At 64.9% G+C, this 23,895-nt stretch carries 20 protein-coding genes; 13 read left to right on the top strand and 7 right to left on the bottom strand.

The features are described 5' to 3' along the window. Positions 1 to 90: 90 nt before the first annotated feature. Both ACI48D_RS08480 and ACI48D_RS08475 read left to right on the top strand, forming a co-directional pair. The gene (locus tag ACI48D_RS08480; protein ID WP_435570783.1) at positions 91 to 1,749 is read left to right on the top strand and encodes a VRR-NUC domain-containing protein; all 1,659 of its coding nucleotides are present in this window, start codon (positions 91 to 93) and stop codon (positions 1,747 to 1,749) included. Continuing rightward, entirely contained in the window at positions 1,746 to 4,013 is a 2,268-nt protein-coding gene (locus ACI48D_RS08475) for an ATP-dependent DNA helicase (protein ID WP_435570782.1), read from the top strand. The genes ACI48D_RS08480 and ACI48D_RS08475 overlap by 4 nt, the downstream gene beginning before the upstream one ends. Here ACI48D_RS08475 and ACI48D_RS08470 read toward each other — a convergent pair. The 7 genes from ACI48D_RS08470 to ACI48D_RS08440 all read right to left on the bottom strand — a co-directional run bounded on the left by ACI48D_RS08470 (position 3,994) and on the right by ACI48D_RS08440 (position 10,699). Continuing rightward, positions 3,994 to 4,740, bottom strand: a complete 747-nt coding sequence (locus tag ACI48D_RS08470) for a LytR/AlgR family response regulator transcription factor (protein WP_435570781.1) — start codon at positions 4,738 to 4,740, stop codon at positions 3,994 to 3,996. The genes ACI48D_RS08475 and ACI48D_RS08470 overlap by 20 nt on opposite strands. Positions 4,741 to 4,744: 4 nt before the next feature. Continuing rightward, positions 4,745 to 5,824 (bottom strand): sensor histidine kinase, encoded by a 1,080-nt coding sequence (locus tag ACI48D_RS08465; protein WP_435570780.1) that lies wholly within the window; start codon positions 5,822 to 5,824, stop codon positions 4,745 to 4,747. Between the two features lie 13 nt (positions 5,825 to 5,837). Further along, the gene (locus tag ACI48D_RS08460) at positions 5,838 to 6,551 is read right to left on the bottom strand and encodes a LiaI-LiaF-like domain-containing protein (RefSeq protein WP_435570779.1); all 714 of its coding nucleotides are present in this window, start codon (positions 6,549 to 6,551) and stop codon (positions 5,838 to 5,840) included. Beyond that, a complete protein-coding gene (locus tag ACI48D_RS08455) occupies positions 6,541 to 6,912 on the bottom strand; it encodes a LiaF transmembrane domain-containing protein (protein ID WP_435570778.1) in 372 nt (123 codons plus the stop codon). The genes ACI48D_RS08460 and ACI48D_RS08455 overlap by 11 nt, the downstream gene beginning before the upstream one ends. Before the next feature lie 204 nt (positions 6,913 to 7,116). Beyond that, the gene (locus tag ACI48D_RS08450; protein WP_435570777.1) at positions 7,117 to 7,293 is read right to left on the bottom strand and encodes a hypothetical protein; all 177 of its coding nucleotides are present in this window, start codon (positions 7,291 to 7,293) and stop codon (positions 7,117 to 7,119) included. A 34-nt stretch (positions 7,294 to 7,327) separates the two neighbouring features. Then, positions 7,328 to 7,501: a hypothetical protein gene (locus ACI48D_RS08445; protein WP_435570776.1), complete on the bottom strand. Its 174-nt coding sequence runs from the start codon at positions 7,499 to 7,501 to the stop codon at positions 7,328 to 7,330. Positions 7,502 to 7,735: 234 nt separating this feature from the next. Next, positions 7,736 to 10,699 carry a TonB-dependent receptor gene (locus tag ACI48D_RS08440; protein WP_435570775.1) on the bottom strand — a complete coding sequence of 988 codons (2,964 nt, stop codon included), beginning with the start codon at positions 10,697 to 10,699 and terminating at the stop codon, positions 7,736 to 7,738. A gap of 181 nt (positions 10,700 to 10,880) precedes the next feature. Here ACI48D_RS08440 and ACI48D_RS08435 point away from each other — a divergent pair, with 181 nt between their 5' ends. The 11 genes from ACI48D_RS08435 to ACI48D_RS08385 all read left to right on the top strand — a co-directional run bounded on the left by ACI48D_RS08435 (position 10,881) and on the right by ACI48D_RS08385 (position 23,867). After that, positions 10,881 to 11,840: an N-acetylmuramoyl-L-alanine amidase-like domain-containing protein gene (locus ACI48D_RS08435; RefSeq protein ID WP_435570774.1), complete on the top strand. Its 960-nt coding sequence runs from the start codon at positions 10,881 to 10,883 to the stop codon at positions 11,838 to 11,840. Positions 11,841 to 12,534: 694 nt separating this feature from the next. Continuing rightward, positions 12,535 to 14,211, top strand: a complete 1,677-nt coding sequence (locus ACI48D_RS08430) for a polysaccharide biosynthesis protein (protein ID WP_435570773.1) — start codon at positions 12,535 to 12,537, stop codon at positions 14,209 to 14,211. A 45-nt stretch (positions 14,212 to 14,256) separates the two neighbouring features. Next, positions 14,257 to 15,582: a nucleotide sugar dehydrogenase gene (locus tag ACI48D_RS08425; RefSeq protein ID WP_435570772.1), complete on the top strand. Its 1,326-nt coding sequence runs from the start codon at positions 14,257 to 14,259 to the stop codon at positions 15,580 to 15,582. An 11-nt stretch (positions 15,583 to 15,593) separates the two neighbouring features. Beyond that, positions 15,594 to 16,655, top strand: coding sequence for a Gfo/Idh/MocA family protein (locus tag ACI48D_RS08420; protein WP_435570771.1), 1,062 nt, complete (start codon positions 15,594 to 15,596; stop codon positions 16,653 to 16,655). Between the two features lies 1 nt (position 16,656). Next, positions 16,657 to 17,259, top strand: coding sequence for an acyltransferase (locus ACI48D_RS08415; RefSeq protein WP_435570770.1), 603 nt, complete (start codon positions 16,657 to 16,659; stop codon positions 17,257 to 17,259). A gap of 26 nt (positions 17,260 to 17,285) precedes the next feature. Then, positions 17,286 to 18,404, top strand: coding sequence for a DegT/DnrJ/EryC1/StrS family aminotransferase (locus ACI48D_RS08410; RefSeq protein WP_435570769.1), 1,119 nt, complete (start codon positions 17,286 to 17,288; stop codon positions 18,402 to 18,404). Continuing rightward, positions 18,395 to 19,555: a glycosyltransferase family 4 protein gene (locus ACI48D_RS08405; protein WP_435570768.1), complete on the top strand. Its 1,161-nt coding sequence runs from the start codon at positions 18,395 to 18,397 to the stop codon at positions 19,553 to 19,555. The genes ACI48D_RS08410 and ACI48D_RS08405 overlap by 10 nt, the downstream gene beginning before the upstream one ends. Before the next feature lie 209 nt (positions 19,556 to 19,764). Beyond that, the gene (locus ACI48D_RS08400) at positions 19,765 to 21,138 is read left to right on the top strand and encodes a UDP-glucose dehydrogenase family protein (RefSeq protein ID WP_435570767.1); all 1,374 of its coding nucleotides are present in this window, start codon (positions 19,765 to 19,767) and stop codon (positions 21,136 to 21,138) included. Then, complete coding sequence (locus tag ACI48D_RS08395; RefSeq protein WP_435570766.1) at positions 21,138 to 22,199, top strand: Gfo/Idh/MocA family protein; 1,062 nt, start codon at positions 21,138 to 21,140, stop codon at positions 22,197 to 22,199. The genes ACI48D_RS08400 and ACI48D_RS08395 overlap by 1 nt, the downstream gene beginning before the upstream one ends. Continuing rightward, entirely contained in the window at positions 22,196 to 22,705 is a 510-nt protein-coding gene (locus ACI48D_RS08390; RefSeq protein WP_435570765.1) for an acyltransferase, read from the top strand. The genes ACI48D_RS08395 and ACI48D_RS08390 overlap by 4 nt, the downstream gene beginning before the upstream one ends. A 37-nt stretch (positions 22,706 to 22,742) precedes the next feature. Further along, entirely contained in the window at positions 22,743 to 23,867 is a 1,125-nt protein-coding gene (locus tag ACI48D_RS08385; RefSeq protein ID WP_435570764.1) for a DegT/DnrJ/EryC1/StrS family aminotransferase, read from the top strand. The last annotated feature ends 28 nt before the right edge of the window (positions 23,868 to 23,895 follow it).

The raw sequence follows: 23,895 nt of genomic DNA, 5'->3' as shown, positions 1-23,895 counted from the left end.
AAAAGGCACGCCGCCGTAAAAAAGCGAGCTGCCTGCTGGGTAAAGTGATGCTGCGCCGCTATACTGTACAAAGTTACAGTATGGTGCAACATGATCAGGGTTCTGGAAAACGAGTTTTATTATCTGGACAACTTCCAGCGCGTCCTGGACTGGATCGGCCAGCGCTACGCCGACCTCCTCGATGACGAGGAGCAGGCCTTCATCGCCGCCTTCGCCCGCCTGCCGCGCCCCTCGCAGGCCTTGTTCGTGCGCATGGTGATGCGCAAGGGCAGCCTGTTCCGCGCCAGCAAGATGCACTATCCGGAGATCGGCTGTCCGGTCGCCGCCGCGCAGGACCTGCTGCCGACCGGCTGGATCGCACTCGACCCGACGCTCCATATCGACGCGCTGTTCGACCTGCTGGTCAAGCCCGAGATCCTCGACGCCTTCGCGCTGTCCGGTCCGCTGAAATCCGCGCGCAAGCCCGCGCAGCTGGAAGCGCTGCGCGCGCAGCACGGCGAGCCGCGTCCGTTCTCGCAGTGGTACCCCGGCTGCCCAGACACCGTGTTCGCGATCGGCGTGAAGCCCCTGTGCGACCGCCTGCGTCTGCTCTTCTTCGGCAACCTGCACCAGGACTGGACCGAGTTCGTGCTGTCCGACCTGGGCCTGTTCCGCTACGAGCAAGTCGAATTCTCCGAGTCCTCGCGCGGCTTCCGCTCGCGCCAGGATATCGAGCACTACCTGCAGCTGCACGCCTGCCGCGAACGTTTCGACGCGCTGGAGCCGGGCTCGGAGGAATTGCGCGCCATCCTGCATGAGCTGCCGCGCCACAGCTTCGGCAACGACTGGCTGGACAGCCGCCGCGAAAAACTCCTGTTCCGCATCGGCCAGCAGCTCGAGAAGGACAAGGACTGGGAAGCCGCGCATGCCGTCTATGCCGAGTGCCGCTTCCCCGGCGCCCGCTCGCGCGCGATGCGGGTACTCGAGAAGGACGGGAGGTTCGACCAGGCCTACGAGCTGTTCCGCCTGGCCGAGCAGGCGCCGGAAAGCGAAGCCGAGCGCCAGCACCTGTTGCGCATCGGCCCGCGCCTGGCGCGCAAGCTCGGCCACGCCGCATCGAGGACGCGGCGCGCCGCACCCGCCGCGCGGCTCGACCTGCACCTGCCAATCCCACATGGCGAGTGGCGCGTCGAAGGCGTGGTGCTGGGCCACCTGCACCGCGAGCAGTCGCCCGTCTACTACGTCGAGAACACGCTGGCGAATACCCTGTTCGGCCTGCTGTGCTGGCCGGCGGTGTTCGCCGCCATCCCGGGCGCCTTCTTCCATCCCTTCCACCGCGGGCCGGCGGACCTGTACAGCCCCGACTTCCACCAGCGCCGCGCGCGCGAATTCGAGACCTGCCTGGCGCGCCTGGACGACGGCAGCCACGTCGACGCCATCCTCGCCACCTGGGAGGAAAAGGCCGGGATCCAGTCGCCCTTCGTGGCCTGGGACTGGCTGGATCGCGGCATCATCGAGCTGGCCCTGCGCAGCATCCCGGCCGCCCACCTGAAGCTGTGGTTCCGGCGCATCCTGCAGGACGTGAAGGACAACCGCACCGGCTTCCCCGACCTGATCCAGTTCTTCCCGCATGAAGGCCGCTACGACATGATCGAGGTGAAGGGCCCCGGCGACCGCCTGCAGGACAACCAGCTGCGCTGGATCGACTACTGCGCCGAACACGGCATGCCGGTCACGGTGTGCTACCTGCAGTGGCAGGAGGCGGCGTGACAGGCTACACGGTCGCCGTCAGGGCGCTGTGCGAGTTCACCGCCAAGCAGGGCGACCTCGACCTGCGCTTCACGCCCTCGCCGACGGCGCTCGAGGGCATCGCCGGGCATGCGGTGGTGGCCGCGCGGCGCGGCGAGCACTACCGCGCGGAGCTCACGCTCGAAGGCGACTACGGCCTGCTGCACGTGCGCGGCCGCGCCGACGGCTACGACCCCGACCAGAACCTGGTCGAGGAAGTGAAGACCTTCCGCGGCCAGTTTTCCAGCATCCCCGACAACCACCGCCACCTGCACTGGGCCCAGCTACGCATCTACGGCCACCTGATCTGCGAACAGCTGGACATGGAACAGGTCAACCTGGCCCTGGTCTACTTCGACATCGGCACCCAGCAGGAAACGGTGCTGCGCGAGACCCGCTCGCGCCTTGAACTGAAGGCGATCTTCGACGATCACTGCGGCCGCTTCATCGCCTGGGCCGAGCAGGAGATGCACCACCGCGAGCGCCGCAACGAAGCCCTGGCCGGCATGCGTTTTCCGCACCCGGACTTCCGCCCCGGCCAGCGCCAGCTCGCAGAAAGCGTATTCCGCGCGAACGCCGGCCGGCGCTGCCTGCTGGCCCAGGCTCCGACCGGCATCGGCAAGACCCTCGGCACCCTGTTCCCGGCGCTGAAGGCGGCGCCGAAGGAAAACCTCGACAAGCTGCTGTTCCTGGCCGCGAAGACCCCGGGCCGCCAGCTGGCGCTGGATGCCGCCACGACCCTGAAGGCGGGCGGCACGATCCCGTTGCGGGTGCTCGAACTGGCCGCGCGCGACAAGGCCTGCGAGCATCCCGACAAAGCCTGCCACGGCGACGCCTGCCCGCTGGCGCGCGGCTTCTACGACCGGCTCCCGGGCGCGCGCGCCGCCGCGCTCGACGCGCCGCTGCTGGACCGCGACACCCTGCGCACGATCGGCCTGGCGCACGAAGTCTGTCCTTATTACCTGGGCAGCGAGATGGTGCGCTGGGCCGACATGGTGGTGGGCGACTACAACTACTGGTTCGATGGCGGCGCCATGCTGTACGCGCTGGCGCTGGAGCGCGGCTGGCGCGTCAGCGTCCTGGCCGACGAAGCGCACAACCTGGTGTCGCGCGCGCGCGGCATGTACAGCGCTTCACTGGCAAGGGCCAGCCTGCGCGCGGCCCGCGCGGTAGCCCCACCAGCGGTGCAAAAACCGCTGGAAAAGGTCGGCCGGGCCTGGACCGAAGCGGGCAAAGGCGCACCCTTGCCCTACCAGGTGCTGGAAGCCCTGCCGCAAAAACTTTTGGACAGCCTGCAGAATGCCACCAGCGCAATCACCGAACATGCGGCGGCGTTCCCGGTGCCGCTCGAACCGGCGCTGCAGGAATTCTACTTCGACGCCCTGCACTTTTTGCGCCTGGCCGAGAGCTTCGGCGAACACTCGCTGTTCGACCTCACGCGCGCGGACGAGCGGGACACCGTCCTCGCCATCCGCAACCTGGTGCCGGCGCCCTTCCTCAAGCCGCGCTTCGAGTTCGCGCATTCGACCACGCTGTTCTCGGCCACCCTCAGCCCCTGGCATTATTTCGCCGACCTGCTCGGCATGCCCGAGGGTACCGCCTGGATCGACGTCGACTCGCCCTTCGTCGCCAGCCAGCTGCAGGTGGAGGTGGCGCGCGGGATCTCGACGCGCTACCAGCACCGGCCAGCCTCGCTGGCGCCGATCGCCGACCTGATGGCGGAGCAGTACGCGCGCATGCCCGGGAATTACCTGGCCTTCTTCAGCAGCTTCGATTACCTCGACAAGGTGGCCGACACCATGGCCCAACGCCATCCGGAGATCCCGGCCTGGCGCCAGGCACGCCGCATGAGCGAGCTGGAACGCACTGCGTTTCTGGACCGATTCACCTCCGAAAGTAAAGGAATTGGCTTTGCCGTGTTGGGCGGGGCCTTCGGCGAGGGCATCGACCTGCCGGGCGCGCGCCTGATCGGGGCCTTCGTCGCCACCCTCGGCCTGCCGCAGGTAAATCCAGTCAATGAGCAGATGCGCGAACGCATGCAGGCGATGTTCGGCGCCGGCTACGACTACGCCTATTTATATCCGGGCCTGCAGAAGGTGGTACAGGCGGCCGGCCGCGTGATCCGCACCGAGCAGGACCGCGGCACGGTCTGGCTGATCGACGACCGCTTCGCGCGGCCCGAGGTATTGGCGCTGCTGCCGCGCTGGTGGCATGTCAAGGAACGGCCTAGCGCATCAACTCCCTGAGCTTCTGGTAGCCGCTGCGGCTGACCGGAATGCGAACCCCGCCGCGCAGCACCGCGCAATGGCTGTCCTTGCCGGCCGGCTCGATGCGTTCGATGGCGGCCAGGCTGACGATGTAGGAGCGGTGCACGCGCAGGAAGGCGCCGGGGTCGAGCTGCTCCTCGAGTTCCGACAGGCGCTGGCTCTTCAACCAGGCGCGGCCGCCGGCTACCACCTGCACGTAATCGTCCTGGGCCTCGATGTAGTCGATGCCGGCGGCCGGGATCAGCTGCACGCGCGCGCCGTCGCGGATCAGGATACGGGTCAGCGGCGTGCGGCGCTGCGCGGCTTCCTGCGCCGCCGCCACCGCCTGCGATCCGGCGGCCGCCACCGCAGGGCTGCCGAGCCGTTCGCGCGCATGCGCCAGCGCCTGCTCCAGGCGTTCGCGCGCAAACGGTTTGAGCAGGTAGTCGAGCGCATGCACTTCGAAGGCGCGCAGCGCGAACTGGTCGTAGGCCGTCACGAACACGTATTGCGTCTTGGCCCCGGCCAGCTCGACCACCTCGAAGCCGTCCAGCTTGGGCATCTGGATGTCGAGGAACACCAGGTCGGGCGCCAGTTCGGCGATCGCCTTGACCGCCTCGAAGCCGTTCGCGCATTCGCCGACGATCTCGACGTCGGAATAAGCCTCCAGGTGCTCGCGCAGCACCGCCCGCGCCAGCCGTTCGTCGTCCACGATCATCACACGCATGCCCTCATGCCTCCTGTTCGCTGCTTGCCGGCAGCGCCAGCTCGACCCGGAAGCGCTCGCCGTCCCGGCTCCAGTGGGCGCTGGCTTCGTGTCCGTAGGCCGCCGCCAGCCGCCGGCGCACGTTCTCCAGGCCGACACCGCTGCCCATGCGCGCAAGCGCCATGCATGGCGCGTCCTGATCGACGTCGTTCTCGACCTTGATGCGCAGCAGCGAGCCGGCGCGCAGCGCGTGGATGTGTATCCGGCCCGGCTCGACCATTTGGCCGATGCCGTGCTTGACCGCGTTCTCGACCAGGGGCTGCAGCAGCATCGGCGGCACCAGGCAGGCGGCGGCGTCCGGCGTCACCTCGGCCTCGAAACGCAGGCGCTCGCCGAAGCGCACCTGCTCGATCGCCAGGAATTCGCGCACCAGGTCCAGCTCCCTGCCGAGTGGGACCTTGCGGTCGGCATGCAGGTTCAGGGTCTGCCGGAAAAAGCTGGCCAGCCGCAAGGTCATCGCGCGCGCCGCGCCCGGGTCGATCGAGGTCAGCGCACTGATCGAGTTCAGGCTGTTGAATAGGAAGTGCGGGTCGACCTGGGTGCGCAGCATGCGCAGCTCGGCGTCCTGGGCCATCAGCCGGGTCTCCAGCTCGCGCGTCTCGAGCTGGCGCACGCGCTCGGCTTCGATCAAGAGGTAGTTGACCGCGGCCGCCAGGCCGTACAGGATCACGCCCAGTGCGAACATGGTCGCCAGCCGCGCGGCGTCCAGCTCGACGACCGCACCGTCGGGGGCCAGCGCACGCAGCAGGCTGGACCAGGCGGAGCCGATCGCGCACCACAGCGCCGCCGCACAGACCGCCGTGATGCCGACCCCGCCGACGATCGCGGCCGGGTGCTTCTGGCCGATCGGGTAGGCGCGACACACGTAATAGGCCGAGAACGCGGTGGCGTTCGCGTACACGATCGCCAGCGGCAGCGCGAACAGCAGGCTGGCGCCCCACCCCGCCCCGCCGGCCGCCAGCAGCGCGGCGGTCGCCAGGCCCAGCATCAGCCAGGCCAGCAGGTACAGCAGCGCCGCATACCACCGCGAGATCACCCCGGACATTCGCCGCGCGCCCTCAGTTGCGGACCTCGACGCCGCCCATGATGGCGTAGCCGGTGACCACCAGGCGCTTGCGGTTGTCGGGCGGGCGCGCGGTCTTTTCCGTGAAGCCGCCCATCACCGGGGTGCCGTTCAGGATCACGGTCCAATCGGGCGGCACCTTGATCGTGATCCCGCCCCAGATCGCGAAGACGTTGATCACGGCTTCGGTGGTGAGCGCCGCTTCGCGCAGGTCGAGCGCGCAGCCGCCCATGATCGCGGTGATCTCGCCGCCGCGGAAGTCAAGCGCGCTGACGCGGCGTTCGAAGCCGCCCAGGATGGCGGTGATGTCGACCAGGTTCTCGGCGCTCACACCATCCTTGGCCAGCGAAGGACGGGCCACGCGCCCGCCGCCGAGCGTGCGGTACACGATCAGCCCGCCCAGGCCGATCATCACCAGCGGCCAGAAGGTGCGCCAGCTGATGTACACATAGCCGAGGCGGTTGAGCGTCATCGCCAGGCCGATGACGATCAGGACGATGCCGGTGATGCGTCCGCTGCGCGGCCCGTCGCTGCATAGGGCCACCAGCCCCGAGGCGACGAAGGCCAGCGGCCAGAAGAAGATCACGTGGCGCAGATAGATGATGTTCAGGTTATCGAGCAGGAACAGCACGCCGAAGGCGACCACCAGCAGGCCGACCACGACCTGGCTGCCTGCGCGCGCGCTTGCGCGGGTGTCTTCATTGGCCATGGCTGTCTCCTTTGCGGTTGAAGCGGCGCTCGGCGATCGGACGCACCGCCATGCCGATGCCGCCGACGATGATGAACAGCGGCCAGCTGTTGGACCAGGTCAGGCCGAACAAGCCCTCGAACAAGGCGAACAGCCATAGGCCGATGAACACGGTCCACAGGCCGCCCACGAACTCGCGCGCGCTCGGATAGCCGATGGTCTGGTTGATGCCGGCCACGACCAGCAGCAGCGGCGCATAGTGCCACAGTCGGTCGACCTCGTAGATATCGAGCTGGTCGAGCAGGAACGCCACGCCGAGCCCGATCAGCAGCAGGCCCCACAGGACCTGGCGGCGCAGGTGATAGGATGCTTCGCTGTTCATGGATGTCCTCCTGGTTCGAATGACGACAAGATATACGAGGAGGCGGCGGCGGCGAAAGCGCTTTTCGGCGAATGGCGGCGATTGGCCGGTGAATGGCGCCGAGGTCGGCGAACTGCGGGCGAACCGCGGGCGGCTGGCGGCGAACGGCGGACGTGAAAAAGCCCGCCGCGTTGCCGGGGCGGGCCTGGATGGTGGCGGCCAGGTTCAGGGGGTCGGCGAAGCCAGGACCATGGTCGGCTGGCCTTTCTGCTGATTGCGGTACCTGGCCTTGGCGATGGCCTGCTTGACCGCTTCGCGGGCGATGTTGGTCTTGCGGATCTCCGCGCGTTCCTTCTTGCCGCGATGCTGTGCGACGTGTTTGCTGCCGATTTTTGCGGTCATGACGTTCTCCTGTAATGCTGGGTGGGTGCCGGAATCAGGAACGGGACGAGCCCATCTTGTCGTCGTCGGGCGAGTGCATCAGCATGCCCCAACCGAGCTGGCGCCGGATTTCTTCCGGTGTCGGCGGCGGTGCGCTTTCCTTCGTGCGGCGCTCGAGGTACTCGCGCACGAGGTGCTTCGGTGGATGGCTCGTCGTTGGCGTTGACATGGGCAATCTCCGCTTCCCTATCAGGATGGAATCTGGTGCCGATCCTCGAGGCGACCGGCTGACCTGTTGAGGTGGTTGGAGACCTGCGTTTGATCGCTGGCGTCCTCACTCAACGCCTTCATCTTATCGAAACGGCCGGGCGCGCACCGTTAGGTGACGCACACTGTGCGCGGTGCCTGCTCCACCACTAAAAAAAGGGGAGCCGGAGCTCCCCTTTCACGCATCGCGCAGTCCTTAGAACTTGTACTTCAGGTTCAGGTAGTACTGGCGGGCGCTGACGTCAAGCTTCTGCTGCTCCTGCTCGCTGTAGCGATAATAGGCGCGCTTGGCGTTGGTCAGGTTGGTCGCGTCGAAGGTCAGCAACAGCTGCGGCGTGATGTTGTAGCTGGCGTTGAAGGCCAGTGTGGTCACCGGTGCGGCCATGGTCGGCGCGCTTGGCATCAGTACGCCGTTGATGGTCGACAGGCCCTGGCTGTTGGCGTTCGGCGCCGGCGCCGTCGAACTGTTCACGTACTCGCTGCGGTAGTTCGCCACCAGGCGCAGCGAGACCTTGTCGTTCTCGAAGTAGCCGCCCAGATTGGCCGCCCACTCGGATGCGCCCACCATCGGACGGCCGTCGTCGACCCGGGTCTTCGCCCGGCTGATGTTGCTGGTGAAGCCGAAGCCAGTGCTGCCGAACGGCTGCTCGTAGGACAGTTCGATGCCGCCGATATGCGCGCCCTGCTGGCTCGAGGTCAGGACCGTATAAGTCTTGACCGTATTCGAGGACGAATCGAAGAAGTCGATCGTCACGCCGTTCGAGGCACCGGTCTTGGCGTAGCCCTGGATGCGCGAGTAGAACACGTTGGCGGCGACCAGCGAGCGGCGTGCGAAATACCAGGCCCACGACAGGTCCAGGTTATCCGAGGTCAGCGGCTTCAGGTCCGGGTTCGGTCCGCTGATGCTGCAACCCTGCGCGTTGCAGGTAGCGCCGGTGTAGCCAGTGCCGAGCAGGTTGTAGTTCTGGCGGCCGATCGTGCGGCTGGTGCCGAAGCGAACGATCTGATCCTTGGTCAGCTCGTAGCGCAGGTTCAGGCTCGGCAGCCAGTTGTTGTAGCGACGGTCCGTCTTCGTGAAGTAGGACATAGTGCCCGCCTTCGGATTGAACGGGAACGCCACCTGGTCGTCATAGTACTGCTGCAGGTCGCCGGCGTCGGTGATCGCGCCCGGGTAGGCCGCGCACGGGATCGGCGCCTGGCCCGGTGCCGAACGGGCACACACGCCGGCCGAGATCGGGCTCGGGATGTCGGCGTTGATATGGGTCTGTACGAAGCGCAGGCCGAGGTTGCCGGACCAGCGTTCGCCTTCCAGGTTGGCCATCACGTAGGCCGCGGCCTGGCGCTCGCGCATGTGCAGTTCCGAGGCGATGCGGCGCTCGAACTGGTCGGTGGTGACCTTGGTGTTGGTGGCGAAGTAATTCTTCAGCACGTCCGGCGCGAAGGTGTAGCCGGTATTGTCCCAGCCTGCGGGGCCGTCCAGGCCGGCGCCGAAGTTGGCCGGCCAGGGAATGGTGCTGGTCGGGCCGCCGGTTACCGCGAACGGCGCGTGGAAGGCCGGGTAGCGGCGTTCGCTGTCGCGGTGGTGGTCGGCGTAGCGCACGCCGCTTTCAAGCGACTGCACCCAGCCCTTCTCCACGCGGTATTCGCCGTCGACCTGGGCGCTGTTCTCGCGGTCGATGGTCTTCAGGCCGGAAATGGTGCGCACCACCAGTTGGTCCGGCTTGATGCCGGTGCCGTAGTACTTGACGTAGGGAGCGTCGCGGACGTCGCCCAGCGCGTACGACACGCCGGTGCCGAAGCTGGCATAGGTCAGGCCCTGGTCGGCATCGGTCTTGCCGACGCCGCGCGTGGCCGACACCAGGGTCTTCAGGGTCAGGTCCTGGTTGACGCGCCACTTGCCGTCCAGGTCCAGGAAGGAGCTGGTGGCGCGCGCGCCGTCGCGGTAGAAGCCTTCCGAATTGCCGATGTATTGCGGCACGGTCCCGTCGGGGAACATGATGTCGGCGCTCTTCAGCACGCGCAACTGGTCGCCGTACATGGTGGTTTCGGTGGCGATCACCGGATTCCTGATCGACGCGAACACCTGCGGGCCGCCCGGCAGGCCGGTGCCATTCGTATTCGCTGCGGTGGCGCTGGTGGAACCATCGGCCAGCGAGGCCTTACCGGCCAGCATGCTGTAGATGGCGCCGGCCTTCAGGCGGCCATAGTTATTCGCGTTCATCGCCGAGCTGAAGCCGGTCAGCGTGAAGTCCAGGTCCTGGTTCGGTTTGAATTGCAGGGACAGCAGGCCGCCCTTGCGGTCGCGCACGCCTTCCACGAACTCGGTGCTCATCGAACCCGGCAGGCGCACGCCGTTCAGGTCGGACGCCTTCAGGCCGGTGCCGGCCAGCGACGCGTCGGTGATGCCCTTCATGACGGAAGTGTTGATCACATCCCAGCCGCTGCTGCTGCCGTAGGCCAGGCGCGATGCGGAATCGCGGCGCACGTAGCGCTTTTCGGCAAAGCCCTGGACGATGAAGCCGAAGGTGTTGGCTTCGTTCTTCCAGTTGATCGAGGCGCTCAGGTCGGGGCCGTATTTGCCCGGCAGGGTCGCATAGCTGGTGCCGACGCTGGCCACGCCCGACAGGCGTTCCCTGGCCGCGAGCGGCTTGCGGGTGCTGACGTTGATGGTGCCGGCCAGGCCGCCGTCGACGAGATTGGCCTGCGAGGTCTTGTAGACCACGGCCTGGTTCAGGACCGAGGACGGCATCAGCGAGAGGCTGGTGGAACGGCTGCTCGACGCCTGGTCGCCGACGTACCAGTCACCGCCGGAGACGGTGTGGCCGTTGAAGATAATCAGCGACATGTCGGGATTGGTGCCGCGCATCGACACCTTTTCCGCCTCGTCATAGTCGGTACGCACCGCCACGCCGGGCAGGCGCTGGAGCGAGTCGGCCAGGTTCTTGTCCGGCATCTTGCCCACGTCTTCGGCGGTAATCACTTCGACGTTGGCGGTGGCGTCGCGCTTGACGGCCAGCGACTTCGCCATCGAGGCGCGGATACCGCTCACCTCGACGGTCTGCATGGACGACGTACCGGTGCTGTCCTGGGCCAGGGCGGGCAGCGCCGCCATCCCCAGGGCCATTGCCACGGCGGCCGCGAGCGGCTTCTGTTTCAACATTCTCACTCTCCTGATGGTTATTTGAGGGCAGGTGTATCCCTGCCGCGCGCATAGTATTGACGAGGGGGAAACTTTTGGGTAATGATTAGTGTTGAAGAATCCATAACCCCAAGGAATGTTTACCGGTCGTCTTTACTGACCGGTGATCACAAGGGCTTATACTCATCCGCCCGGAGACACCATGCGATACCCCTGCCTTCTGCTTGCCGCCGCCCTTGCCGGCTGCGCCACCCAGCCTCCGTCGTCGCCGCCCGCCGCCGCGCAGTCCGCCGCACATGAACCGCAAGCCGCACTGGCGCTCGAGACCATCCTGCGGAAGCAGATCTACCAGATGACCCCGGCCGAGGCGGGCCGCTATGTCGCCTGGGAGCACCAGGCCGAGCCGGACCTGCGCAAGCGCATCGCCGCGATCGGCCGCAAGAACATCGGCCAACCTTACCGCCTCAACCTGCTCGGCGAGTTTCCCTATGAAGTGCACGACGATCTGCCGATGTTCAGCCTCGACCACAGCGATTGTGTCGTGTTTGCGGAACATACCTACGCGATGGCGCTGTCGCAGTCGTGGGAAGAATTTTTCTGGATGCTGCAGCGGATCCGCTACCGCAACGGCGTGATCGGGGTCGCCACGCGCAACCACTACACCGAGATGGACTGGAACGTGGCCAACCGCTGGCTGGTCACCGACATCAGCGCCGAACTGGCCGGACCGGCGGGACTGTCCTATTCGATGACGGTCGACCGCGCGCGCTTCCTGAAGACCCGTCACCACACGGAGCGCGAGATCCCGGTCGAGACCAGCCGGCAGGCTTATGTCGGCAAGGACCAGGTGGCGGCGATCGCCGGCCAGCTGCGCGAAGGCGATTTCGTGAACGTGATCTCGACCCGCGACGGCCAGTACTGGGCCTCGCACGTCGGCCTGGTGGTGCTGGGCCCGGACGGCGAGCGCCATTTCCTGCATTCGTCCGAGCCACAGGTGCGCGAAGAGAGCTTCGAGTCCTTCATCGCCCGCGCCGCCGCGCGCGAAGAGCGGAACCGCCAGGCCGGCAAGCACGGCCAGCAGCTGGCCGGCTTCAAGTTCCTGCGCTTGAACGACGACGTCGTGGTACCGCCGATGGCACCGCAGCCGCGCCCCGGCGCCTGATCCTTCCCTCCTCCCTCCGCGGGCCGCTGCATGCGGCCCGTCGTCTTTTCATTTCCCGCTTACCGCACTGGTCCCGATCTCCGCCGCCGTTTCATATGGTACCGCGGCCGCGCACGCGTTTCTTTTTTGTGCGAAATGGAAATTAAATTAATCTAGGAAATTAATTTCGAATTTACACATAAACGGAGAAAGATTTAATTCCCTTATCGCGGTTGAGCATAGTCAAACCCATCAATCTTAGCAACCCGGATAATAAACTTACTCAGCAATAAGCAATCTAAACAGCGGCCTTTTTTATCTCTTTCGAAATCATTTCAACGAAATAAAAAATAAAGACGCCGATTTGGCTTGGCGATATCCCCGAGAAAAAGACCACCCGCAACCACGCAGCCTTTTCGAGATCATGCCCAAGCTAAATCCAGGCTTCGTCAGCCAGTTTTGCTCCAGGATGGTATCCCTGCACCGCAGGACCAAAATCGCCCTGATGATCACTGCCGATCTGATCGCGCTGCCATTCTGCTTTCTCGTCGCGATGTTATTACGTGGCGGCGATTTGCGGCTGGCCTCGCATTTCGGGCCGGCTTCCTATGTATTGGTTGCCGTGGTGACGATTGCGGCATTTTCCGTGTCCGATCTTTATCGCGCCGTTATTCGATTTATTGACCAGCGCCTATTGAGCGTCACGGGACTCGCCTTGGCAATCGCGATTCTGTGCGCCTATATCGTGATGTTCGCGATTAACGAGGAACGCTTTCCGCGCAGCGCATTGGCGATTTACTGGTTTATCGTCTTTTCCTATGTCGTCGCTTCCCGCGTCGGCATGCGTAACTTCCTGCGCAATCAGAATGCCAAACGCTCCGCCGCCGAAGTCGTCGCCATCTACGGCGCCAGCGAAGCCGGCGCCCGCCTGGTCCAGGCCATGCGCAGCAGCGAGGAGTACCGTCCTGTCTGCTTCTTCGACGACAAGCACGCCTTGAGCGAGCGCAACATCGCCGGCCTGCGGGTCTTCCACACCGATCGCCTGGCCGAGATCGTCGGGGCGATGTCGATCCGCTCGATCGTACTGGCCCTGCCATCCGTATCCCCGGAGCGCCTGCGCGACATCATGCAGCGCCTCGCCCAGGCCGGCGTCAGCACCAAGATCCTCAGCCGGCTGGTCGACCTCGCCGACGACAAGGTGACGCAGCGCGAAACCATCCGCGAGCTGAAGTTCGAAGACCTGCTCGGCCGTCCTCCGGTGCCGCCGCGCATCGACCTGTTCGCCCGCTGCGTGCGCGGCAAGACCGTACTCGTCACCGGGGCCGGCGGCTCCATCGGCAGCGAGCTGTGCCGCCAGATCGTCACCGTGGCGCCGAGCCGTCTGCACCTGCTCGACCACTCCGAGTTCGCCCTGTACACGATTCGGCAGGAACTGAGCACGCGCTTCCCCGACATCCCCATCGAGGCCCACCTGGGCTCGGTATGCAACGCCGACCTGGTCGAGCGCATCCTGCGCGACGGCAAAGTCGCCACCATCTACCACGCCGCCGCCTACAAGCACGTGCCGCTGGTCGAGACCAACATCGTCGAAGGCCTGCGCAACAATGTGGTCGGCGCCCAGGTGATCGCGTCCCAGGCCGCCCGGCACCGGGTCGAGACCTGCGTGCTGATCTCCAGCGACAAGGCGGTGCGCCCGACCAACATCATGGGCGCCAGCAAGCGCATCGCCGAACTGATCTTCCAGGCCGCGGCCGTCCGCCACGGCGCGCACACAACCTTCTGCATGGTCCGCTTCGGCAACGTGCTGGGCTCGTCCGGCTCGGTGATCCCGCTGTTCCAGCGCCAGATCGCACGCGGCGGCCCGCTGACCATCACCCATCCCGAGGTGTCGCGCTACTTCATGCTGATCCCGGAGGCCGCGCAGCTGGTGATCCAGGCCGGTGCGATGGCCAAGGGCGGCGACGTGTTCGTGCTCGACATGGGCGAACCGGTACGCATCGTCGACCTGGCGCGCACCATGATCGCGCTGCACGGCCTGACCGAAAAATCGGCCCAGAACCCGGGCGGCGACATCGAGATCCGCTACGTCGGCCTGTTCCCCGGCGAAAAGCTGCACGAGGAACTGCTGACCGACGGCGCGGTCTTCTCCAGCGACCACCCGCGCATCATGCGCATGAAGGAAAACGCCCTCCACCCGAGCGTGCTCGAAACCTTCATCACCTGCCTGATGATGGCCTGCGAGACCCACGAGCGCACCATGATCGAGTCGATGGTCAAGGCCATCGTCACCGAATACATCCCGCAACTGGCCCCTGCTGCGCCGGCGCCAACCCCGGTGCTAGACACGCCGCGGCTGGGCCTGATCAGAAAATTCGTGCCGTTCCGCATTTGACGGCGCCCTGCTCACCCACTCCACCGACTTGTTGGCGAGGAACTCATGCGTGACGAAAGCAAACCGGCCTATCTCGAACAGCTGACCGAGCGCCTGGAAAAGCGCACGGCCGTGATCGGCATCATCGGCCTGGGCTACGTCGGCCTGCCGCTGACCCTGCGTTATTCCGAGGCGGGCTTCCGCGTCCTCGGCATCGACATCGACGGCGCCAAGATCGAACGCCTGAACCGCGGGGAAAGCTATATCAAGCACATCAAGGCGGCCGACATCGCCCGTGCCCGCGAACGCGGCTTCGAGGCCACCAGCGATTTCACCCGCGCCGGCGAGCCGGACGCCCTGATCATCTGCGTGCCGACGCCGCTGAACGCCTACCGCGAGCCAAACCTGTCCTTCGTGCTCGACACCGCCGACGCCCTGCTGCCCTTCATGCGCCCCGGCCAGGTGCTGTCGCTGGAAAGCACCACCTACCCCGGCACCACCGACGAAGAACTGAAGCCGCGCCTGGAGTCGCGCGGCTTCGTGATCGGGCGCGACGCCTTCCTCGTGTTCTCCCCCGAGCGCGAAGACCCGGGCAACCCCGACTTCCATACCCGCACCATCCCGAAGGTCTGCGGCGGCGTCACGCCCGCCTGCCTGGAGGCCGGCCTCGCCCTCTACGGCCCGGCGATCGACGAGGTGGTGCCGGTCAGCTCGACCCGCGCCGCCGAGCTGACCAAGCTGCTGGAGAACATCCACCGCGCCGTCAACATCGGCCTGGTCAACGAGATGAAGATCATCGCCGACCGCATGAACATCGACATCCACGAGGTGATCCGCGCGGCCGCCACCAAGCCCTTCGGCTTCACTCCCTACTATCCGGGGCCCGGCCTGGGCGGCCACTGCATCCCGATCGACCCCTTCTACCTGACCTGGAAAGCGCGCGAGTACGGCCTGCACACCCGCTTCATCGAACTGGCCGGCGAAATCAACAGCGACATGCCGCACTGGGTGGTCGGCAAGGTGACCGACGCCCTGAACCTGCGCGGCAAGTCGGTGATGGGCAGCCGCGTGCTGGTGCTGGGCATCGCCTACAAGAAGGACGTCGAGGACATGCGCGAGTCGCCGTCCGTCGAACTGATGGAGATCCTGCGCGAGAAAGGCGCCGTGGTCGACTACTCGGACCCGCACGTGCCGGCGTTCCCGCGCATGCGCGAGCACTACTTCGACCTGCTCAGCGTTGAACTGAACCCGCAGACCATCACCTCCTACGACGTGCTGCTGCTGGCGACCGCCCACAGCGCCTTCGACTACGAGTTGATCCGCCAGTATGCCGCCCTGGTGGTCGATACCCGCGGCGTCTACCCCGCCCTGCCGAACGTCGTCAAAGCCTGAGGACCGCCATCATGCGCCACTATCCCGCCCCCATCCAGGACCGCAAGATCCGCTTCGCGCTGGTCGGCTGCGGCCGCATCGCCAACAACCACTTCGATGCCCTGCGCCAGCACCAGGAACGCGCCCAGCTCGTCGGCGTCTGCGACGTCGATCCGCGCGCCCTCGACCGCGCGGTCGGCCTGACCGGGGCCGAAGGCTACGCCACCCTGCAAGAGATGCTGCGCGGCGCCGACGCCGACATCGTCGTGGTCACCACGCCGTCCGGCCTACATCCCGAACAAGCCATCCAGATTGCCGCCAGCTCCCGCCACGTGATGACGGAAAAGCCGATGGCCACCCGCTGGGAGGACGGCAAGCGCATGGTGTCCGCGGCCGACGCCGCCGGCGTGCGCCTGTTCGTGGTCAAGCAGAACCGCCGCAACGCCACCCTGCAGCTGCTCAAGCGCGCCGTCGACAAGAAGCGTTTTGGGCGCATCTACATGGTCAACCTGAACGTGTTCTGGACCCGTCCCCCCGAGTACTACCACAGCGCGAAATGGCGCGGCACCTGGGAATTCGACGGCGGTGCCTTCATGAATCAGGCCAGCCACTACGTCGACCTGATCGACTGGATCGTCGGCCCGGTCGAGAGCTTGCAGGCCTATACCGCCACGCTGGCGCGCGACATCGAGGTCGAGGACACGGGCGTGCTCAGCCTGCGCTGGCGCAACGGCGCATTGGGCTCGATGAACGTCACCATGCTCACCTATCCGCGCAACCTGGAAGGTTCGATCACGGTGCTGGGCGAGCACGGCACGGTACGCATCGGCGGCGTAGCGGTGAACGAGATCCAGCAATGGGAATTCGCCACGCCCGATGCGGACGACGACAAGGTGCGCGACGCCAGCTACGCGACCACGTCGGTCTACGGTTTCGGCCATCCGCTGTACTACGACAATGTGATCAAGGTGCTGCGCGGCGAGGCCGACCCAGAGACCGATGGTCGCGAAGGCCTCAAGTCGCTGGAATTGCTGGTCGCTGCCTACATGTCTGCGCGCGACGGCAAGCGCGTCGCCCTGCCGCTGGAGTACTGACATGAGCGCCACCGTCCATCCCAGCGCGATCGTAGACGCCGGCGCCGTGCTTGGCGACGCTACCCGGGTCTGGCACTTTGCCCACGTGTGCGCGGGCGCCCGCATAGGCGCCGGCTGCTCGCTCGGCCAGAACGTATTCGTCGGCGACGACGTCGTCATCGGCGATAACGTCAAGGTCCAGAACAACGTGTCCGTCTACGACGCCGTCACGCTCGAGGACGATGTGTTCTGCGGTCCGAGCATGGTCTTCACCAACGTCTACAACCCGCGCGCGGCAGTGGTGCGCAAGCACGAATACCGCCGCACGCTGGTACGGCGCGGCGCGACCATCGGTGCCAACGCGACCATCGTCTGCGGCGTGACGATCGGGGCGCATGCCTTCATCGGCGCCGGCGCCCTGGTCAACCGCGATGTCCCGGCCTTTGCACTGATGGTCGGCGTCCCGGCGCGCCAGAGCGGTTGGATCAGCCGCTTCGGCGAGCGCCTGCCGCTGCCGCTCAAGGGCGCGGGCGACGCGCGCTGTTCCCACACGGGCGACGTCTACGTGCTGCAGGACGGCGTCTGCACCCTGCTCCCCGCCGCAGCCGCGCAGCCCCTACCTTGAACCGACCGAACCGAGCGAACAGACCTATGGAATTCATCGACCTCAAATCGCAATATCAGCATGCGCGCGCCCAGATCGACCAGCGCATCCAGACGGTACTCGACCATGGACAGTACATCATGGGGCCGGAAGTGGCCGAACTCGAAGCCCGGCTGGCCGAGTACACCGGTGCACGCCACTGCATCACGGTCGCGTCCGGCACCGAAGCACTGATCATCTCGCTGATGGCGCTCGGCATCGGCCCTGGAGACGAGGTCATCACCACGCCCTTTTCGTTCATTGCCACTGCCGAGGCGATCGTCCTGGTCGGCGCCCGGCCGGTATTCGTCGACATCGACCGCAGTACCTGCAATATCGCGCCCGGGCTGATCGAGGCCGCGATCACCACGCGCACCAGGGCGATCATGCCGGTGTCGCTGTACGGCCAGCCGGCCGACATGGAAGAGATCAATGCGATCGCGCGGCGCTACCGGCTGGCAGTCATCGAAGACGCGGCCCAGAGCTTCGGCGCGACCTACCAGGGCAGGAAGAGCTGCAACCTGTCGACGATCGGCTGCACCAGCTTCTTCCCGAGCAAACCGCTCGGATGTTACGGCGATGGCGGCGCGCTGTTCACCAGCGACGATGCGCTTGCCGGCGCGGCGCGCGAAATCCGCGTTCACGGCCAGTCGCGCCGCTATGTGCACACGCGGGTCGGCGTCGGCGGCAGGATGGACACGCTGCAGTGCGCGGTCGTGCTGGCCAAGTTCGATCGCTTCGAATGGGAACTGGCGAAGCGCGCCAACGCGGCGGCACGCTACAACGCACGGCTGTCGGGCCGCATTGGCCTTGTCGGCTGCAACCCGAACCGCTGCAGCGTGTATGCCCAATATACGGTGGTGATCGAGGAACGCGAGCGCGTCCAGGCAGTGCTGCACGCGGCCGGGATCCCGACCGCCGTCCACTATCCGGTACCGATCCATGTACAGCCGGCCTACGCCCATCTGGGCAGCGTGGACAGTTGCCCGGTCGCGCTCGAGATGGCAAAAAAAGTCATGAGCCTGCCGTTCGGCCCCTATATGTCGGCCGAGGACACGGAGCATGTGGCAGCTACGCTGCTAGCTGCCACAGGCGTGGCACTGCCGGATGCCGCATCATGCGAATAGCCGCCGGCGCCGTTGCCGCGCCATACCGAATCGTCCACCTGACCTCGGTGCACCCGCGTCACGATACGCGCATTTTTATCAAACAATGTCGCACGCTGGCCGCACAGGGCTACGACGTGACGCTGGTGGTGGCCGACGGCAAGGGCGACGACGAAAAGGATGGCGTCGCGATCGCCGACGTCGGCCGGCTGCCGGGCCGCATCAACCGCATCCTGCGCAGCACCCGCCGGGTCTTCCAGAATGCCGCCGCACTGGACGCGCACATCTATCACCTGCACGATCCGGAGCTGATCCCCATCGGTCTGCGCCTGAAGCGGATGGGCAAGAAGGTCATCTTCGACTCGCATGAAGACGTGCCACAGCAATTGCTGGACAAGCCCTATCTCAACCCTGCTGCGCTGCGCCTGCTGGCAAGCGTGTTCGCGTCCTACGAACGGTACGCCTGTCCCAGGTTCGACGGCATCGTGGGCGCGACGCCGTTTATCCGCGACAAATTCCTGCAGATGAACCCGCGCACCGTCGACATCAGTAACTTCCCGCTTGCGGGGGAGCTGGACGCGCCATGCGGCTGGAACGAAAAGCGCGACGAGGTCTGCTTCGTCGGCGGCGTCGACACCATACGCGGTGCCCGTGAAATCGTGTGCGCCTGCGCTCTGCTGCGCTCGCCGACGCGTTTGAACCTGGCAGGACAATTCGCCGAGGCCGCCCTCGAAGCAAGCGTCAAGGCCGAACCCGGCTGGCAGCGGGTCAACGAACTGGGCTTCCTCGACCGCGCAGGCGTGCGCGCGGTACTGGGCCGTTCCGTGGCCGGACTGGTGACGTCTCACCCGATCGGCAATTTCCTTTATGGACAACCAATCAAGATGTTCGAGTACATGGCAGCCGGCATTCCCGTGATCGCATCGAATATTCCATCCTGGCGCACGATCATCGAGGGTAATCAGTGCGGCATCTGTGTCGATCCTTTCGACCCTGCCGCCATCGCCGCCGCAATCGATTATTTGGTCGCCAATCGCGATCTCGCAGAACGCATGGGCGAAAACGGGAAAAAGGCGGTACGCGATCGATATAACTGGGGAGTCGAGGCGAAAAAACTGGCCGCGTTTTACGGCGCCATCATGAAGTCCGATGCGGGCGCGCGCGCAGCGTAGACACTGAATGGAGACGCCGTTATTTGCGTGGGACTCTGGTTGCGACCTGTCAAAACTGCACGAGTGCTTTGCCGTCATGCTAACTAGCGAACAGACTGTTTTCCTTCATTAAATCGATTTTAAAGTCCCGGCCCGGGCGATTACGAAAACCGCCGCCCAATTCTGCGGTGCGCCTGGTAATAAATTTATTGGCTCACATACGCCCCATCATGAAAATCACCGTGGTTGGAACAGGTTATGTCGGTTTGGTGACTGGTGCCTGCCTGGCTGAAGTCGGCAATCAGGTTTATTGTCTCGACATCGATCAGAAAAAGATCGACATGCTGAATGCCTCGCACATTCCAATTTACGAACCGGGACTCGAGAATATCGTCCGGCGCAATATGGTGGCGGGCCGGCTGCAATTCGGAAGCGATATTGCCGGCGCGGTCGCGTTCGGCGATGTGCAGTTCATTGCGGTCGGCACGCCGCCCGACGAAGACGGCTCGGCGGACTTGCAGCACGTCCTTGCCGCGGCGCGCAGCATCGGTGCCCATATGGACAGCTATAAGGTGATCGTCAACAAATCGACCGTGCCTGTCGGGACCGCCGAGAAGGTCAGGAAAACGGTTGCCCAGGAACTCGAGAAGCGCAAGGTCAGCCTCACATTCGGCGTCCTGTCGAATCCGGAGTTTCTGAAGGAAGGCACGGCCATCGAAGACTTCATGCGCCCGGACCGGATCATCATCGGCGTCGATGACGACTATGCGGCCAAAACGATGCGCCATCTGTACCAGCCGTTCCAGCGCAACCACGAACGCATGATCGTGATGGACGTCCAGTCGGCCGAACTGACCAAATATGCGGCGAACGCCATGCTGGCCACGCGCATCTCGTTCATGAACGAACTGGCGAACCTGGCTGAAAAGCTCGGCGTCGACATCGAACAGGTGCGCCAGGGGATGGGTTCGGATCCACGTATCGGACACCATTTCCTTTATCCCGGTTGCGGCTACGGCGGCTCCTGCTTTCCGAAAGATGTGCGCGCACTGCGCAAAACGGCAGCCGAACATGATAGCCCGATGCTGGTGATCGATGCAGTCCAGGCCGCGAATGGCGCGCAAAAGCAGGTGCTGGTGGAAAAATTACAGTCCCACTTCCGCCGCAGCTTGGCCGGCATGAATTTCGCCATGTGGGGGCTGTCGTTCAAGCCGAATACCGACGATATGCGCGAAGCACCCAGCATCGCCGTCATCACGGGCTTGCTGTCGAAAGGAGCAAGCATTCAGGCATTCGATCCGATTGCGATCGATGAGGCGCGCAAGATTTTCCCGAATTCGCCAGGCATCCAGTTCGGCACGGATATGTACGAGGTGCTGGAGGGCGCCGATGCACTCATCATCGTCACCGAATGGAAAGAATTCCGCAGCCCCGATTTCGACCAGATGAAGCGCACATTGAAGGCACCCGTGATATTCGACGGCCGCAATCTCTACGAGCCCAAATGGCTGCTTGAAAAAGGATTCGATTACTACTCGGTCGGCCGCCCTCACGGTACCGACGCGGCTGTCAGCAAAAGTTCGTTGAATATGGGAGCCATGTGATGATCAACGTCGGAATTCTCGGTTGCGGGCGCATCGCCAAACGCCATATCGAATTGCTCGGCAACGGCAAAGTGGCCAACTTGCGCCTCGCCGCCGTGTGCGATGTCGTGCCGGAGCGTGCTGAGCTCTACGGCCAGCAGTTTAGCGTGCCGTCGTTCCAGCATATCGACGAACTGCTGAATGCCCCCGGCATCGACGTGGTCGCCGTCCTCACACCCAGCGGCATGCATGCCCGGCATGCCATTGCGGCGGCCCAGGCAGGCAAGCACGTGGTCGTCGAAAAGCCGATGGCCCTGCGCCTGGATGACGCCGACGCGATGATTCGGGCGTGCGACGATTCCAGGGTCAAGCTCTTCGTCGTCAAGCAGAACCGCTTCAACCTGCCCGTCGTCAAGCTGAGGGAAGCACTCGACGCCGGCCGGTTCGGGCGCCTGATCATGGGCACCGTCCGGGTGCGCTGGTGCCGCGAGCAGGCCTATTACGACCACGACGCATGGCGCGGGACCTGGGAACTCGATGGCGGCGTGTTGACCAACCAGGCCAGCCACCACATCGACCTGCTCGAATGGATGATGGGCGACGTCGATTCCGTGCATGCGCGCTCGGCAACGGCACTGGCCCATATCGCGACGGAAGACACTGCCGTAGCAACGCTCAAATTCTGCAACGGCTCGCTGGGCATTATCGAAGCGACCACGGCTGCGCGTCCGCGTGACCTGGAGGGATCCCTGTCGGTGCTCGGCGAGCATGGTTCGGTCGAGATCGCTGGCTTTTCGGTCAACAAGATCCGCTCATGGCAGTTTGCCAAGCCGACCCTGGAGGACGCCGACGTCGTCGAAAATTTCTCGGTCAATCCCCCGAACGTGTACGGATTCGGTCACCAGGCCTACTACGAACACGTGGCCGCGTGTCTGCTCGACGGCAGTCCCGCGCTGGTCGACGGCCTGGTCGGGCGTCGCAGCCTGGAATTGATCAGCGCGCTCTACGAATCGATCGAAACCGGACGCGAAGTGCAGTTGCGCTTCCGTCCAAAGCGCTGCCGCCTCGGGGAAGTCCAATGAACCCGCTCGATGCAGCCGTCGCGCCTGCGGCGCAGCGACCCGCACTGCTGCAGGCGGGTATCCGGGACGTATCGTTCGGCCGCGGCGTGAAGGTCGTCGCTCCTGTCAACCTGTACGAATGCACAATCGGCGACGATTGTTTTATCGGACCGTTTGTCGAGATCCAGTCGAACGTATATATCGGTGCGCGTACCAAGGTGCAATCGCATTCCTTCATCTGCTCCCTGGTGAGCACCGGCGAAGACTGTTTTATCGGCCACGGTGTCGTGTTCATCAACGACACCTTCGCCAGCGGCGGACCGGCCGGTGGACAACAGCAGTTATGGCGCGCCACCAGGCTTGGCCGTGCCGTTTCGATCGGCTCGAATGCCACGATCATGCCGGTACAGATCTGTGATGGAACCGTCATCGGCGCCGGTGCGGTCGTCACCAAGGACATCCTGGAACCCGGCATCTACGCCGGCAACCCGGCGCGTCGGATCCGCCCTTTGGCTGCACGCACGTAATCAACAACGATCCTCTACCCACTTGCTTGCCGACACCATGCCTACCATTCCCATCGCCGACCTGTACGCGCAATACTTGTCAATCAAGGATGATATCGACGCAGCCATTGCGGCCGTGATTGCCGAGTCGGCCTTTATCCGTGGTCCCTATGTCGAACGTTTCGAGCGCGAGTTTGCCAGCGCGCTCGACATCCCGCACTGCGTCTCATGCGCCAACGGCACGGACGCGCTGTACATCGCCCTGCATGCGCTCGGGGTCGAGCCGGGGATGGAAGTCATCACCTCGGCGCATTCCTGGATTTCGACCTCGGAGTCGATCACCCAGGCTGGCGGCAAGGTGGTGTTCTGCGACACCGACCGCGACACCTTCACGATCGATCCAGCCCAGATCGAAGCGAAGATCACGCCGCGCACCGTCGGCATCATCCCGGTCCATCTCTACGGCCAGCCGGCCGACATGGATGCGGTGATGGCCATCGCGCGCAAGTATCATTTGTGGGTCATCGAAGACTGCGCCCAGGGGCACCTGGCACAGTACAAAGGCCGTACCGTGGGCACCTTCGGTAACGCCGCGACGTTCTCTTTTTACCCGGGAAAGAACCTCGGGGCAATGGGAGATGCCGGCGCCATCGTAACCGCCGACGCGCAGCTTGCCGAGCGCATGGCGATCTATGCGCGGCATGGCGGTCTGTTCAAAGGCGACCACCAGATCGAGGGCATCAACAGCCGGCTCGACGGCCTGCAGGCCGCGATTCTGTCGGTCAAACTGCCCCATCTCCCGGCCTGGACGCGCGCGCGCCAGCAGTGGGCCGCGGCCTATGGCGAGACCTTGAGCGGGGCCGAGGGGTTGACCCTGCCGATGACCGCCGAGGGACGCGAACACGTCTATCACCTGTACGTCGTCCGCCATCCAGAGCGCGCTGCGCTGGCCGCTTACCTGCAGGAGGCGGGCATCCAGACGGTGGTGAACTATCCGGTGGCGCTGCCATTCCTGCCTGCGTATCGCCGTTATAAGCACGCAAGTCACGAGTTTCCGAATGCGTATGCCAACCAGTCGACCATCCTGTCGCTGCCTTTGTTTCCGGAAATGACAAACGCGCAGCAACAACGCGTCGTCAATGCCATCAAGCGCTTCAGTCTATCCCATGCAAGAGCAAGCTGACGCTGTCCGGTGCGCCAATCCGGAAAAA

It is taken from the genome of Massilia sp. LXY-6 (assembly GCF_051233485.1).
Taxonomy (GTDB): domain Bacteria; phylum Pseudomonadota; class Gammaproteobacteria; order Burkholderiales; family Burkholderiaceae_D; genus Telluria.
Note: the sequence above shows the minus strand (reverse complement) of the source record. Positions and strands in the feature narration are given on the sequence as shown.

Excerpts from the sequence above, each read along its gene's own strand:
- ACI48D_RS08480 (WP_435570783.1), top strand. The coding sequence starts at position 91 with ATGATCAGGGTTCTGGAAAACGAGTTTTATTATCTGGACAACTTCCAG.
- ACI48D_RS08470 (WP_435570781.1), bottom strand. The coding sequence starts at position 4,740 with ATGCGTGTGATGATCGTGGACGACGAACGGCTGGCGCGGGCGGTGCTG.
- ACI48D_RS08465 (WP_435570780.1), bottom strand. The coding sequence starts at position 5,824 with ATGTCCGGGGTGATCTCGCGGTGGTATGCGGCGCTGCTGTACCTGCTG.
- ACI48D_RS08460 (WP_435570779.1), bottom strand. The coding sequence starts at position 6,551 with ATGGCCAATGAAGACACCCGCGCAAGCGCGCGCGCAGGCAGCCAGGTC.
- ACI48D_RS08455 (WP_435570778.1), bottom strand. The coding sequence starts at position 6,912 with ATGAACAGCGAAGCATCCTATCACCTGCGCCGCCAGGTCCTGTGGGGC.
- ACI48D_RS08450 (WP_435570777.1), bottom strand. The coding sequence starts at position 7,293 with ATGACCGCAAAAATCGGCAGCAAACACGTCGCACAGCATCGCGGCAAG.
- ACI48D_RS08445 (WP_435570776.1), bottom strand. The coding sequence starts at position 7,501 with ATGTCAACGCCAACGACGAGCCATCCACCGAAGCACCTCGTGCGCGAG.
- ACI48D_RS08440 (WP_435570775.1), bottom strand. The coding sequence starts at position 10,699 with ATGTTGAAACAGAAGCCGCTCGCGGCCGCCGTGGCAATGGCCCTGGGG.
- ACI48D_RS08435 (WP_435570774.1), top strand. The coding sequence starts at position 10,881 with ATGCGATACCCCTGCCTTCTGCTTGCCGCCGCCCTTGCCGGCTGCGCC.
- ACI48D_RS08425 (WP_435570772.1), top strand. The coding sequence starts at position 14,257 with ATGCGTGACGAAAGCAAACCGGCCTATCTCGAACAGCTGACCGAGCGC.
- ACI48D_RS08420 (WP_435570771.1), top strand. The coding sequence starts at position 15,594 with ATGCGCCACTATCCCGCCCCCATCCAGGACCGCAAGATCCGCTTCGCG.
- ACI48D_RS08415 (WP_435570770.1), top strand. The coding sequence starts at position 16,657 with ATGAGCGCCACCGTCCATCCCAGCGCGATCGTAGACGCCGGCGCCGTG.
- ACI48D_RS08410 (WP_435570769.1), top strand. The coding sequence starts at position 17,286 with ATGGAATTCATCGACCTCAAATCGCAATATCAGCATGCGCGCGCCCAG.
- ACI48D_RS08405 (WP_435570768.1), top strand. The coding sequence starts at position 18,395 with ATGCGAATAGCCGCCGGCGCCGTTGCCGCGCCATACCGAATCGTCCAC.
- ACI48D_RS08400 (WP_435570767.1), top strand. The coding sequence starts at position 19,765 with ATGAAAATCACCGTGGTTGGAACAGGTTATGTCGGTTTGGTGACTGGT.
- ACI48D_RS08395 (WP_435570766.1), top strand. The coding sequence starts at position 21,138 with ATGATCAACGTCGGAATTCTCGGTTGCGGGCGCATCGCCAAACGCCAT.
- ACI48D_RS08390 (WP_435570765.1), top strand. The coding sequence starts at position 22,196 with ATGAACCCGCTCGATGCAGCCGTCGCGCCTGCGGCGCAGCGACCCGCA.
- ACI48D_RS08385 (WP_435570764.1), top strand. The coding sequence starts at position 22,743 with ATGCCTACCATTCCCATCGCCGACCTGTACGCGCAATACTTGTCAATC.